This window comes from Shewanella sp. cp20, from assembly GCF_000832025.1.
Taxonomy (GTDB): domain Bacteria; phylum Pseudomonadota; class Gammaproteobacteria; order Enterobacterales; family Shewanellaceae; genus Shewanella.
Genome location: NZ_JPII01000045.1, coordinates 1 through 12,373, shown reverse-complemented (window position 1 = coordinate 12,373; position 12,373 = coordinate 1). Strand labels below are relative to the sequence as shown.

The following is a 12,373-nucleotide window of genomic DNA, read 5'->3' as shown; positions in this document are numbered from 1 at the left end:
GGAGCAATATCTCTGTCTTCAAGGCTGAAGTTGCGCAACCCCTTATCTAGCCTAGATTTCACAAATTTGGCACGGCCTTAGCAGTGCATAGGAAAATCATTCATCACTATCGAAGGAACAACCATGAAACTCAATAAACTAACTTCGCTCATCGCCTGCTCTGCGCTACTGTCATTTACCTTGGCGGCTGTGCCCACCGACCTGCGTCAAATCGATTTTAATGATAGCCAAATCAACGCCAAGTTAATTCAGGATGGCGATGACGCCACTAAGCTGACCCTGGAGCTAGAGGGAAAACAGCACAACTACAGCTTTAGCCAAGAGGAGATGAAAGACGAGCAGCTCATCCGTCAGAAGCTCGCCAAGCTCCCTCGTGAGACCCAAGATAAGATGGTACGCCTGCTCAAGCAGATCAACAGTGACGAACACCACTACCATTACCTGCGACACGATAAACTGTCTGAGGCCGATCAGACCAAGATAGCCTCACTCTCCAAGAAGATGGCCAAGAAAGAAGCTGAACTGGCCAAACATATCGCCAAGATAGAAGTTAAAGTAGCGGCCAAAAGTGCAGAAATGGCGGCGAAAAGAGCCGAAATGGAACGCAAAGCCGCAGAACTTGAGGCGAAAGCCCGTGACTTTGAGGTGATCATCGACGCCCATGATGGCGAATTTAATCACGACATCGAGCTGCTATCGGACGATATCGCCGAAATCGCCACCGAGATAGCGGAGATCGAAATGAAATATCATGGAGACGGCGAGCGCGAGTTCATCGTGATCAGAAGTGACGGTGACGAGGCTGACGTCGAAGAGCTACTCCATCTGATCGAAAGCGGCAAGCTAAGTGACGCCCAAAAGCGCAAACTTCAACAGGCCCTAAACAATGATGATCGCAAATAAATGAAAATGTGAACAACGCGATAGAATACGCCGCCGCCCCAAGGTAATCTGCCAACAAGCTGTTTATTCACTCTACAATTCGAGGCAACTATCATGTGGTGGCGCATTCTCATCATCTTTCTCGCTTTTGCCCTACTGGGCGCCCATTTTATGCGCTTCGGCCAAACGCTGATCAGCGCAGCTTTCATCGCGGCGCCACTACTCCTGTTTATTCGCCATGTGGCCATCACCCGCAGCCTACAGCTGGTGCTTATCTTAAGCGCCATCTTCGTCTGGGGTCTGAGCGGCATTGATTATGTGCAGATGCGCATCTCGATGGATGCCCCTTGGGTAAGGCTCGCCTTCATTATGTCGGCGGTGACCCTGTTTACCCTCTTGGCCTCTTACTGCTGTCAGGGCGTACAACGCCTGCGACAGGCTAAGCGTTAGACCACACAAGATACCTGGCCGACCGCCATCCCCTGAGACAGGCGCTTGGCCAGCATTCGCCGCGCCAGCGCATCGACCAAGACGTTAAGCAGTGCCGTCACCAAAAGCAGGTAGAAGGCGTTGTTGTAGCGTATCTCACTAAAGGCGCTGTCGATATAGAAGCCTAGGGTCATCACCCCTAACACCCCAAAGATAGCGGTTTCCCGCAAGATCACCTCGAAACGATAAAAGAGCAGCGACATCAGGTTAGGATAGATTCGTGGCAACACCTCATAACCATAGTGATCGCTACGGCGCTGATACAGGGCGCTTGGTGTGATCAGCCTATCCTGGCGCGTCAGCAAGTAGGCGATCAGGGCGCCGTTGTGCAGCCCCAAGGCTAGCATTGCAGGCAACATCGAGGGGCCGCACAGCATCATGAAAATAAACGCCAGAATATACTCCGGCATGGAGCGCATGATCAGCAGCAAGAGCTGTCCTAGGGGCATAGAATACTTACCGCGGCTATGCATGCTGGCAAAACGATGCCCAAGCAGTGCAAGCAGATGGGTCAGTCCCAATGCGCTCACCGCCAGTACTAAGGTCGCCCCCACACCGGGTAAGGCCTGATCAAAGGTCAGGCGCTGCCACCAGCTGGCAAATCGCGTGAGCCCTTGTGTCAGATCCTGCTGACCATGGAGCAGCTCGCGGATCCCTGGGGGGAGAATATCGAAGGTTAGGAACTGCCAGACCAGCTGCAGATCGACGCCTGTCATCTTAGGCAAGGTCAACAGCGCCGCCAACAGATAGAGTGGCAGCAGACGGCGACGCGACCAGAGCGGAATGGTGCCAATCAAGACCACGAAGAGGATGAGCAGCGCCGCTCCCTCATGATACTTGCCCTGGCGAAATGCGGTCTCCAGGTAGAAGCCGAGCGTTGGCATACCGATAAAGCCCAATACGGCGCTGCTGCGCAGGGCACACTCGAAACGGTAACGTACGTAGGCCAGCATCAAAGGCAGCACGTGCCCGAGCTTACCGTAGCAATAAGCGCTTAGCCTGTCACAGCCAAAGGGCAACGTTTCCCTGGTGGTTCCCGGCGCCTGTTGCAATATGTCGTGGAATACCCGGGCAAAGGTCGCACCGTAGGGTAAGGCGATCGCCAGCACGCCGGTTAACGGCGACAGGCCAAAGACTTGCAGGAAGAGCAGTGCCCAGAAGATCTCATGGATCCCCCGCACCATGGCGCAGACGCCCGCCACCCAAGGCGAGCGATAAACCAGCGCCAAAGGCGATCCAAGCAGCAAACCCAAGGTTACACCGAGTAAGGCGAAACTCACCGTCTGCCAAATGGCATTGACCAGTGATTCGGTCGCGAAGAAATCTGGCGTCAGCAGCCCCTGCCCCATGCGCAGCAACTCGCCCCAGGGATCCAGGCTGATTATCTCGATATCGACAAACAACAGACTGACACCAACCAGCAGCCAGAGGCCTAATGTCAGCCGCTGCCAGGGACCGACAAACTTAAACATCTTGAGTGGTCGCCATCTGGGTATCGAAGAAGCGGGACAGTTGCTCACCATCGAGCTCACTCGCTGGCTTATCGAGTACTAACTTACCCTCGCTAAGCCCTATGATGCGATCGAAATGATTCAGTGCCAGCTCACTATCGTGCAGCACCATGATAACCGTCTCATGGCGCGCCATGACCAGGCTAAGCAGGCGCTGAGCCATCACAGGATCCAGGGCGGAGAATGACTCATCGCCGATGAAGGTCGGGTTTTCCTGATAGAGTGCCCGTGCCAGGGCAACCCGTTGGCGCTGGCCACCGGATAGTGAAGAGACAGGTTTTTGCAGCGGCGCCTCGAGGTACAGCTCCGCGCACAGCTTGGCCACCTCTTCACGTCTCGCCGTCATCGGCCAGGCGAGATTTAATAGGTTATAGGCAAAGGAGTGCCTGGCCAAAGCGCCCATATAGACGTTATGAAACACGCTCAGGGCATCGACCAAACCTTGGGACTGACTGCACAGGGCGGCATCTTGTTTAAGCTGCTGATAGATATAGCCGAGCAGCGTCGACTTACCCGCTCCCGAGGGGCCGACTATGGCTAAAGACTCTCCCCGTTTAATCGACAAGTCGAGATCGTCGATGACCCGAGTCTCGTGATAACTCAGGGAGAGTGATGCTATGTGAAGCACAGAATTAATCTAACAGGCCGATCGCCGTCGCCACAGACTCGATTGGCTCGTAGTCTGCGTTATCGGCCTCAACAAACGACTGACGCGGGAAGCTGGCCAGTAGATCTGGATCTTTCATCTCTAGCAGGGCCTTGGTCAACTTCTCGGTAAAGCCTTCACCGAAGCGCTGATCGGCATCGGCACGTACCGTCCACTGATAGTCTGGATAGGCAGGTGTTTCCCAGATAACCTTTACCTTGCTGGTATCGACAGTGCCGTTGGCCACAGCCGTTTCCCACACCTTATAATTAACCGCGCCCACCTGATAGGCACCGGCCTCTACCTGGGCTATGGTGCGGCTATGATCGCCGGAGAAACCGATACGGGTAAAGATATCCTTCACCTGTTTGCCCATGTTGCGCTCAATATAAAACTGCGGCATCAGGCGGCCAGAGGTAGAGCCTTTCGAACCGAAGGTAAAGGTGTAGCCATTCAGGTTAGGAAAGTTGCTTGATTGCTCGAGCGGCGTCGAGGCATTGGCGATGAAGAAGCTCTTAAAATATTGATCTTCATAGCCCTGAGCGATGGCCTGTGAGCCTGGTACCAGGCGTCTTGCCTGCACCCCAGATAGGCCGCCAAACCAGGCCAGCTGCACCTGATTGTTACGAAATGCCGTTACGGCTGCGGCGTATGATTTCACCGGCACATAGTTCACCTCAACGCCTAGCTCGGCCTCCAGATACTTAGCCACCTTGTTAAAACGTGTCTTTAGCTGACTCTCGTTTTCATCCGGAATCGCGGTAAAGGTAAAGGTCTCGGCCAAGGTCGCCGGCACGAATAGACAGGTAAAGATCAGGGGTAAAATTTTAGCTAAGGACATATCCAGGCCTAATAGAGTATAAAATTAACCGGATTCTAACCATTTGACAGGCAAATTAACAGGTACAAGAAGCCCCTATTGCTCACAAAATGCTAACGCCTAAAGCTTGTTTGAAGATGAGTCAGTCCCTGTTAAGCTAACCTATTATAAAGTAATGTTTTATAAAACGTCCTCCGCTTGGTTAACAATTGCCCTACCGGGTCACTAAGCGAGCACACAAATAAATGATAGGCAAAACATATGAGAATTTTGGTCGTTGAAGATGATCCCCTCCTGTCCCACCACCTCAAGGTACAGCTGAGTGAATTGGGCAACCAGGTTCAGGTTGCCCAAACCGCCAAAGAGGGCTTTTATCAGGCGACTAACTACCCCATAGACATCGCCATCATCGACCTAGGTCTGCCGGATCAGGATGGTATTGCCCTGATCCAATCGCTACGTAAGGCAGATCTCAAGGCGCCCATCCTCATCCTGACCGCCCGGGTCAACTGGCAGGATAAGGTCGAGGGGCTAAACGCCGGCGCCGACGACTACCTGGTAAAACCCTTCCAGAAAGAGGAATTGGTCGCCAGACTCGACGCCTTGGTGCGCCGCAGCGCAGGCTTCGTTAAACCGCAGATCACCAGTGGTCCCCTGGAGCTGGATCTGGCCGCTAAGCAGGTCACACTGGATCAGAGCCCGATGGAGGTTACGGCCTTCGAATATCAGATTCTTGAATACCTGATGCGCCACTGTCATGAGGTGGTCGCCAAACAGCGACTACTGGACGTGATCTATGGCGATAAAGAGGGTGATCCCAACACCATAGAAGTGATGGTGAGCCGCCTACGCAAGAAACTCTCCAAGGGCGGCCTGGAAAACCCCATCGCCACCATTCGTGGTCAGGGCTACAAGTTTAACCTGCCATGCAAATAAGGTTTAAACCCAAACAACGTCTGCTCACGCGGATGTTTCTCACCTCACTCTCCATCATCGCCCTGGTGGGATTCGGCCTGGCCTGGCTGGTCAATTTGTTATACGCCCAAAACAATTATAACGAAGAGACAGCCGAGCTAATCGCCGAGATCCCCAAGGTGGCCGCAGAGCTAAAGGAGCACAACCTCATACCGGAGACTACGGCATGGCTCGACGAGAACAACACTCCGGAAAAATATATTATCGCCAGCTGTGACGAGGAGTTTAAACAGGTATGGACCTCCTCCCTGGCCGTGGATCGCGGCCTATTCGATACCTGCGAGCGCTTCAACGAGATACGTTTCGACTCACCTCCTTACTACCTCAACCTAGCCGACAGTAAAAACTACTTTGTCTACCTACTGTCGGTTGAACTCGCCAAGCAAAAGTACAATCTGCTAGTGATGAAGGATGCAGAAAAACTAGAGAAGAAGTTTGACAAGTTCAGCCGCCGCACATACTGGCGCCTAGGCATGATCTTGGCCTTAGCATTGGTACTCTTGATCAGCGCAGGTTATTGGGGGATGCGTCCATTGGTTCGTATGCGTAACGAACTACAACAGGTCAGCAGTGGCAAGGCCAAGGCGCTCTCGGAGGATTATCCGGTGGAGCTGGAAGGTGTTACTCAGGCACTCAACCAACTGCTGCTGCAATCGAGCGCGCAGCAAGAGCGATACCAAAATGCCATGAATGATCTCGCCCACAGCCTGAAGACTCGACTTGCAGCGGTGCACGCCATCACAGACGATCAAGCCCTAAGTAAATCGAGCGCCAGTGAGAAGATCATGGAGCAGGTCAGTCAGATGGATCAATTGGTTAAATATCAGCTTAAGCGCGCCATGCTGGGCCGCAAGGGACTGAAGCAGGAACAAACCTTGGTTGCGCCGTTGGTTGAGCAATTATCACAGATGCTATTTAAGGTCTACCGCGACAAGCAGATCCAATTTAACGCCGATATTCCGGCCGATCAGGTGTTCCCGGGGGACAAAGGGGATCTGATGGAACTATGTGGCAACCTGATGGAGAACGCCTTCAAGCTATGTATCAGTAAGGTGGCGGTTACGGCTCGCTACAGCGACAACAGCGAGTTTGTTTTGATCGTGGAAGATGACGGCCCAGGGGTTCCCGAGGCCATACGTCAGAGGATCATCGAGCGCGGCGTTCGCGCCGACACCCAAAAGGCAGGCCAAGGCATAGGGCTTGCCGTTTGTCATGAAATCGTCTCAAGCTACAACGGCAGTCTCAGCATAGATACCTCGTCCCTCGAAGGGGCGAGGTTTACCATTAAGATCCCACTTTAACCCAAGGGAGCGTATAGCTTCTCGGCGCGGTTAAACATCACCCAAGAGGTGGCGATATACTTATCGCCACTGATGGGCATGTTGCCTCTATGGCTATGGGTAAAGCCGGCAGGGGCGATCACCATGGTGCCCTTCTTCGGCTTTATCTTACGTTGCTGATAGAAGAACTCGGTTTCGCCGCCCTCTTCTACATCGTTAAGATAAAACATGTACAGCACCACTCTATGCAGCGCCTCGTTATGTCCCATCTGGGGGAATTGCTCAGAATGCCAATGAGGGTATCCCCCCTTACCTTTCTGATAATATTGAATATTAATGCTGCCGCTACGATACAGGTACTGCACCAGGGGCTGTACCCTGTGGCGTCCCAGAGTATCGAAATTTTCCGGCGTCAGCGTCTGCGGCTTGCCCTGCTCATCCGCCAGGGTGACAGCTACCGCCCCCATTAACCCCAGGGCATATTTTTCAAAATATTGCGCGCTGTGTTTTAGCGTATAATTAAGGAGTTCGTTTCTCAATGGCAGTAACTCCTGAAAGTTATCCATGGTAATGTCACGGCTAATTTTCTTTTCCAGGTCAACACCATGACCCGTAATACCATCAATAACACCAGGATGTGTGTTGACGGTCTCCATGAGACGATCGCACAGTTCATCTGGGATGGCATTGGGGTAGACTTCGATGAAATCCATGTACAACTCGCTAATTTAGATAAATTTGTGATGTAACTATGCTGACACATAGCTTAAGTAATTGTAAAGCCAGCTGGTTCAGATAAAATATGGCGCAACTCAAGGCAAACGTAAAGACACATGAGCAGAAGCTGTAAGGTAAAAACAAACCAACTACAAGTCGGCAACTTTGTTAGATTACCTGTCTCCTGGAAAGACCATCCCTTTTTATTTAACTCCTTTAGACTCAAGCAAGAAGCTCAGATTGAACTGATCAAAAAACTCGGTATTGAGTATGTGTTTGTCGATCTGGACAAGAGCAGCGCACCGCCTCTAGGCAAGGAAGATGCCTACGATGCCCCCAGCTTTAGAGATGAAAATGACCTGACACAGCTCAGTCAGCAGATGAATCAAAATAAGCAAGAGCGCATCGAACACCTAAAGAAACTCAGGCGCGATCTTAAGAAAACCGAGCAGGAGTTTGACCGCTCGGTCGCCATGATGCGTAACCTAGTGGCCAAGCTGAGAAACCGCCCGCTTAACGCCATTTCCGACGCCAAGGAACTGATCAACAGCATCACAGAAGAGCTGCTCAACTCAGACAATCTGGTGCTGCACCTGATGAGCGATGCCAAAGACAGCGAGGGGATCTACTATCACTCCCTCAACGTGGCGGTCCTCTCCATGATGATCGCCAAGGAGCTGGATTGGCCCAGGGAAGATATCGAGGCCGTCGGTATGGGCGCGCTGTTTCATGACACCGGCAAGCTCAAGATCCCACCCCAGCTGCTGCGTAAGAAGACGCCGCTCACCCAGCCCGAACTTAACTTCATCAGGCAACACCCCGCGATGGGAATAGAGCTGTTGAAGCTGGCCGATAACTTCCCCGAAGATGCGGCGCCCATCGTAAGGGACCATCACGAATTTCTCGATGGCAGCGGTTACCCCAGAGGCTTGAAGGCGGATCAGATCAGCCTGCCGACTCAGCTGGTTGCCGCGGTGAACCTCTACGACCAACTCTGTCACCCAGAGGGACAGGTTAAGGCGAAAACTCCCTATGCCGCGCTAGGCTACCTGTATAAGAACTACAAGGAGCGGCTAAACCAGGCAGCTATCGGCAAACTGATCAAGATGCTCGGCGTCTATCCGCCAGGCAGTGTGGTGGAGCTTTCCAGCGGTCAATATGCCATGGTGATGGCGGTGAATCTTGAGAAGATCCTCTTCCCACGGATCTTGGTATACGATGCCTTAGTGCCTAAAGAACAGGCGCCTATCGTGGATCTGGAGAGCGAAGGACTCACTATCGTCAGGTGTATAGCCCCCTCGGCCCTACCTGAAAAGATCTTCAAATATCTGAGCCCCAGAGAGCGCGTCAGTTATTTCTTCGGTGGCGACAAGAAAGCATAAAACCTGCCTGACTGTCTTTCTCCGCAGGCCAGACTAAAATTAGAGTACTGGCCTTGCATTATGGTGTTTATGCGCTAAGGGGAAAGAGTATGGTAGAGCTACCCGATTTCGACAGCCTGAAATGGCTGGCGCAGCACGCGCCGCAGCAATTGGCCACACTGCAGAAAAACCTCAACAAGGCCTTGATCAACGAGGCCAATGCCAACAACCGTGCCCAGCTGGAAACCATTCGCCATCACCTCGAATTTAAACTGTCGCGCTGCGCCACGCCTTACGCCCGCAGCTATATGGCGCTGCAGCTGATGAACGATAAATTTATTGCATTAAACCAGGTGATCAATCAGCCCGACCTTTACACGGAAAACAGAGCCAAGGTGCTCTGTTATCCAGGTAAATAGCCTAACGCTTTAAGCTTGAGGTATGAGTCTTTGTTCAAGTTTAGCTATAACAATCAGCCTAAACTTAGAGCCAGCCTTTGCGTTTAAAGAAGAAATAGGTCGAGGCCGCACTGCCAATCATCATCATGATCGCCATCGGATAACCCCATTGCCATTCGAGCTCAGGCATATTGGTAAAGTTCATCCCGTAGGCGCTGGCAATCACAGTAGGAGGCAGGAAGATCACCGCCGCAACCGAGAAGATCTTAATGATCTTGTTTTGCTGTAGGCCACTGAAACCCATGGCCGCATCGAGCAAGAAGTTTAACTTATCGAAAATAAACTGACTGTGCGGCATCAAAGACTCGATATCCGACAACATCTCCCGTAGATCTTTAAGATCTTCCTCGGTCAACTTGCCACGATAATAACGCTGCATATAACGAAGAGAGCGCTGGGTATCGAGCAAACTCAGGCGGATCTTACCGTTAGAGTCTTCCTGCAAGGTGATAAGCTTAAAGACATCGTCCAGCTCGTCACTCTGAAACACCTGCTCGCCCACGTTGTCGAGCACTGAATACACATCCTCGATGAGATCCGAAAGGTAATCCACCTTGAGGTTGAACAGCTCTAGGAAGAGCGCCTGCGGCGTCTGCACCTCTAAGCGGCCTAGACGCAAATAGTTACGCAGTAGTCGGATCAGCCCCACATCGTCTTCCCTTAGGGTCACCAGAAACTGGGGGCGCAGGTTAAAGGAGACGTTCACCCCTTTTACGTCCTGTCCCACACGTTGGGGGAACAGGGAGTTGATGTGCAAGCCGTCCTTGTTTTGATAGAAACGTGCCGAGGCCTCAATTTCGTTAATATCTTCCTCGTCCGGCAGTTCCTCTGCCGAATAGCCCCTCAACCATTCACGTTCGTCATCTTCAGGTTTGTAGAGATCTAGCCATAAGGTCCCCTCGGGAACACTGTCTCGAATATTCAACTCGACAATGGATAACTTATTCGCTTGAAAGACATAAGCCGTGATCATAGGACCTCCTGAAAAAGACACTTAGATGAAAAATCACCACATCCAAGCGCAGGGTATAATTTGGCGTTATTCTACCGAATAACACGCCATTGAACAGCCTAATTGACTGCTAATGAAGGGAATATAACCAAAATAAAAGTTTAGCCGTCAAAAAGAGAGCCTACCTCATATTTGGCGGGGCATCGGCAATCACAATTCGCTCTTGAGTCGACAACCGCACCTTTAGGCCATCTACTGTAGTAAAGGCATCACTCTCTAATTCGCGTTTACGCACCTGATAGACCTCCTTCGAAGCCGCGGCTGGCGAGATAATGGTGACATAAACCACCTGATTCCCCTCTTGCCAGGACCAATACCAATAGGCGCCACTTCCCAGGAGCGCCAGGGTGGCAATACCAAAGGCAAGATACTTAAACACGATTCGCTGGCCCAACTGACTGGCAGTGGGTTGACTAGCCACCTTTGGCTTACGAAGATAGGCGATTGCGCCGGCAATCACTAACAGAGTCACTAAAATTTTAGTTAACACGCTACGCTCCTGGAATTAATTCCCACCATTATAGGGTCTTAGTTCGCAAATTACTGTAACCCATCCCCCAGGATGCTCAAAAAGCCTAACGGCCATCTGTAAAGTTGTCCAACTGGGCTGCGAGGTGCTATAACACAGGTAAATTACTCTTTTCTCGGTTTACCATGAAATCTTTAATCCATTGCCTATTCCTGATCCCGCTATTATTCGTACAAGCGCACGCCGAAGTCACCATCACCCTGCCCGATAGCGCCGAGCCACTGCTGCTTAACGGTAAGGATATCAAAAGCCATCGGCTGATCTCACAAAATGGTCAACAGCAATTGGTCTTGGCCGCCCGCGCCACTTATCGCGAGTTTGGCCAACAGAAACGCTTCACCTCAGAGACCCTCATCGTCACCTTCTTGGGCGAGAATAATCACTATCGCGTCAGCCTACCTAAAATCAACTCTCCTAGATCAGCTGAAAAATTCAATGACGCCCCCCAAGTCAGTATCACAGATACTCAAGGCAATAAGGTCGCTTACAAGCTAGATAAGCTGCGTAAAGAGGGCATTCAGATTGGCCGCGATTACAGTGAGGAGATAAAAGCCTACAATGCGAGCGGGGGCATTGCAGCCATCGAGGTCAGCCAAGCTATCCAGGTGACACAGACAACCTCAACAAGCCCAGCGACAAACCATGCGACAAGCCCTGTAGCAGCATCGGCGAGCTTATTCGCAGCCCAAGAAGCAACTGCACCACAAAGTACTCAACAGCAGGTCACGCCGCGCCGCGATCAGATAAATGTCGGTCAGATGTTAGATTTTTGGTATGAGCAGGCAGACGACGCCACCAGAGAAGCCTTTAAAAGACGTATAGGTCTGATTGAACAAGAACAGAGAAATGGCCACTAACCTCACAGCAATAGCAGATAGAACTTAACGTGTTAAACTTCAGAGATACTAACTGAAAGCTAACCTGCCCCAACCTGACCTGATCTAACCACCGGTTAACAATCAGATCAGGTCTGAGCGAATACACCTAAACACAAGAAAGCCACCTTATTCAGGTGGCTTTTCACTGCTGTTTAGTCTTCACTCTTCTAAAAGCCAAAGTAGCACCTGTCATGACCAGTTTCGCAGAAAAATCAGATACTTCTACAACACTCTCCTCACATGGGGGCGTAAGACATCCGCTTATCAAGCTAAGCTTGATGGATGTAGCGCGAAGCAGCTAGGCTGCAAGCTGGGGAGCCCGCTCGGCGGTGGGCGACCGCCATGAATGGTGGAAGTGTCGATATTGAAGGAGCATTTATCGACCGACATCGGGAGTAGGCATTCATGCCAACATAAGTGAATAAACGCCTGTCATAGCCAGCTTCGAGGAAAATATCAGATACTGCTACAACACTCTCCTCACATGGGGGCGTAAGACATCCACTTATCAAGCTAAGCTTGATGGATGGCTGTAGCGCGAAGCGGCTAAGCTGCAAGCTGAGGGGCCTGACCGCCAAGGATGGCGAAGATGCAGTTCATGAATGGAACAATAAACTGCCACACTGCGTAAGCAGCTTTGGACTGCAGGTAAAGTAGATGCTTTCGCGCGACCTACTTGGATGTAGGAAGTGCTATAAATTGCCAGGAGCAATTTAAGCGAGCGTAGAAAGCAAAAAGCCCTAGCGTTTTAGGCTAGGGCTTTTTGCTTTATTAGGCGCCTGGAAATGACCTACTCTCACATGGGGAGACCCCAC

At 51.5% G+C, this 12,373-nt stretch carries 13 protein-coding genes; 7 read left to right on the top strand and 6 right to left on the bottom strand.

Features of this window, described 5'->3' with window-relative positions; translation table 11 throughout:
• The first annotated feature begins 123 nt into the window (after positions 1-123).
• Together DB48_RS19720 and DB48_RS14395 are read left to right on the top strand one after the other, a co-directional pair.
• Entirely contained in the window at positions 124-903 is a 780-nt protein-coding gene (locus DB48_RS19720) for a hypothetical protein (protein ID WP_052813799.1), read from the top strand.
• Between the two features lie 93 nt (positions 904-996).
• Entirely contained in the window at positions 997-1,332 is a 336-nt protein-coding gene (locus tag DB48_RS14395; RefSeq protein ID WP_041510931.1) for a hypothetical protein, read from the top strand.
• Here the strand turns inward: DB48_RS14395 and DB48_RS14390 are convergent.
• The 3 genes from DB48_RS14390 to DB48_RS14380 are packed head-to-tail and all read right to left on the bottom strand — an operon-like array spanning position 1,329 to position 4,369.
• Positions 1,329-2,843, bottom strand: coding sequence for a PhnE/PtxC family ABC transporter permease (locus DB48_RS14390; RefSeq protein ID WP_041510930.1), 1,515 nt, complete (start codon positions 2,841-2,843; stop codon positions 1,329-1,331). The genes DB48_RS14395 and DB48_RS14390 overlap by 4 nt on opposite strands.
• Entirely contained in the window at positions 2,836-3,510 is a 675-nt protein-coding gene (locus tag DB48_RS14385; RefSeq protein ID WP_041510929.1) for an ATP-binding cassette domain-containing protein, read from the bottom strand. The genes DB48_RS14390 and DB48_RS14385 overlap by 8 nt, the downstream gene beginning before the upstream one ends.
• Before the next feature lie 4 nt (positions 3,511-3,514).
• On the bottom strand, positions 3,515-4,369 hold the full coding sequence (locus tag DB48_RS14380) for a putative selenate ABC transporter substrate-binding protein (RefSeq protein ID WP_041510928.1): 855 nt from the start codon (positions 4,367-4,369) through the stop codon (positions 3,515-3,517).
• 240 nt (positions 4,370-4,609) lie between these two features.
• Here DB48_RS14380 and DB48_RS14375 point away from each other — a divergent pair, with 240 nt between their 5' ends.
• Both DB48_RS14375 and DB48_RS14370 read left to right on the top strand, forming a co-directional pair.
• Entirely contained in the window at positions 4,610-5,284 is a 675-nt protein-coding gene (locus DB48_RS14375) for a response regulator (RefSeq protein WP_041510927.1), read from the top strand.
• The gene (locus DB48_RS14370; protein ID WP_041510926.1) at positions 5,275-6,624 is read left to right on the top strand and encodes an ATP-binding protein; all 1,350 of its coding nucleotides are present in this window, start codon (positions 5,275-5,277) and stop codon (positions 6,622-6,624) included. The genes DB48_RS14375 and DB48_RS14370 overlap by 10 nt, the downstream gene beginning before the upstream one ends.
• Here DB48_RS14370 and DB48_RS14365 read toward each other — a convergent pair.
• Positions 6,621-7,316: a 2OG-Fe(II) oxygenase gene (locus DB48_RS14365; protein ID WP_041510925.1), complete on the bottom strand. Its 696-nt coding sequence runs from the start codon at positions 7,314-7,316 to the stop codon at positions 6,621-6,623. The genes DB48_RS14370 and DB48_RS14365 overlap by 4 nt on opposite strands.
• Before the next feature lie 120 nt (positions 7,317-7,436).
• Here DB48_RS14365 and DB48_RS14360 point away from each other — a divergent pair, with 120 nt between their 5' ends.
• Both DB48_RS14360 and DB48_RS14355 read left to right on the top strand, forming a co-directional pair.
• Entirely contained in the window at positions 7,437-8,702 is a 1,266-nt protein-coding gene (locus DB48_RS14360) for an HD-GYP domain-containing protein (RefSeq protein WP_041510924.1), read from the top strand.
• Between the two features lie 89 nt (positions 8,703-8,791).
• Positions 8,792-9,100: a DUF3135 domain-containing protein gene (locus tag DB48_RS14355; protein ID WP_041510923.1), complete on the top strand. Its 309-nt coding sequence runs from the start codon at positions 8,792-8,794 to the stop codon at positions 9,098-9,100.
• A gap of 64 nt (positions 9,101-9,164) precedes the next feature.
• On the opposite strand, the gene corA is transcribed toward DB48_RS14355, so the two are convergent.
• Complete coding sequence (corA, locus tag DB48_RS14350; RefSeq protein WP_041510922.1) at positions 9,165-10,112, bottom strand: magnesium/cobalt transporter CorA; 948 nt, start codon at positions 10,110-10,112, stop codon at positions 9,165-9,167.
• Between the two features lie 160 nt (positions 10,113-10,272).
• The gene (locus tag DB48_RS14345; RefSeq protein ID WP_041510921.1) at positions 10,273-10,641 is read right to left on the bottom strand and encodes a hypothetical protein; all 369 of its coding nucleotides are present in this window, start codon (positions 10,639-10,641) and stop codon (positions 10,273-10,275) included.
• A 164-nt stretch (positions 10,642-10,805) separates the two neighbouring features.
• Here DB48_RS14345 and DB48_RS14340 point away from each other — a divergent pair, with 164 nt between their 5' ends.
• Positions 10,806-11,537, top strand: coding sequence for a DUF2057 domain-containing protein (locus tag DB48_RS14340; RefSeq protein ID WP_052813798.1), 732 nt, complete (start codon positions 10,806-10,808; stop codon positions 11,535-11,537).
• Positions 11,538-12,373 lie beyond the last annotated feature (836 nt).

Coding starts and splice junctions, on each gene's coding strand:
- DB48_RS19720 (WP_052813799.1), top strand. CDS start 124: ATGAAACTCAATAAACTAACTTCGCTCATCGCCTGCTCTGCGCTACTG.
- DB48_RS14365 (WP_041510925.1), bottom strand. CDS start 7,316: ATGGATTTCATCGAAGTCTACCCCAATGCCATCCCAGATGAACTGTGC.
- DB48_RS14355 (WP_041510923.1), top strand. CDS start 8,792: ATGGTAGAGCTACCCGATTTCGACAGCCTGAAATGGCTGGCGCAGCAC.
- corA (WP_041510922.1), bottom strand. CDS start 10,112: ATGATCACGGCTTATGTCTTTCAAGCGAATAAGTTATCCATTGTCGAG.
- DB48_RS14360 (WP_041510924.1), top strand. CDS start 7,437: ATGAGCAGAAGCTGTAAGGTAAAAACAAACCAACTACAAGTCGGCAAC.
- DB48_RS14340 (WP_052813798.1), top strand. CDS start 10,806: ATGAAATCTTTAATCCATTGCCTATTCCTGATCCCGCTATTATTCGTA.
- DB48_RS14375 (WP_041510927.1), top strand. CDS start 4,610: ATGAGAATTTTGGTCGTTGAAGATGATCCCCTCCTGTCCCACCACCTC.
- DB48_RS14395 (WP_041510931.1), top strand. CDS start 997: ATGTGGTGGCGCATTCTCATCATCTTTCTCGCTTTTGCCCTACTGGGC.
- DB48_RS14390 (WP_041510930.1), bottom strand. CDS start 2,843: ATGTTTAAGTTTGTCGGTCCCTGGCAGCGGCTGACATTAGGCCTCTGG.
- DB48_RS14380 (WP_041510928.1), bottom strand. CDS start 4,369: ATGTCCTTAGCTAAAATTTTACCCCTGATCTTTACCTGTCTATTCGTG.
- DB48_RS14370 (WP_041510926.1), top strand. CDS start 5,275: ATGCAAATAAGGTTTAAACCCAAACAACGTCTGCTCACGCGGATGTTT.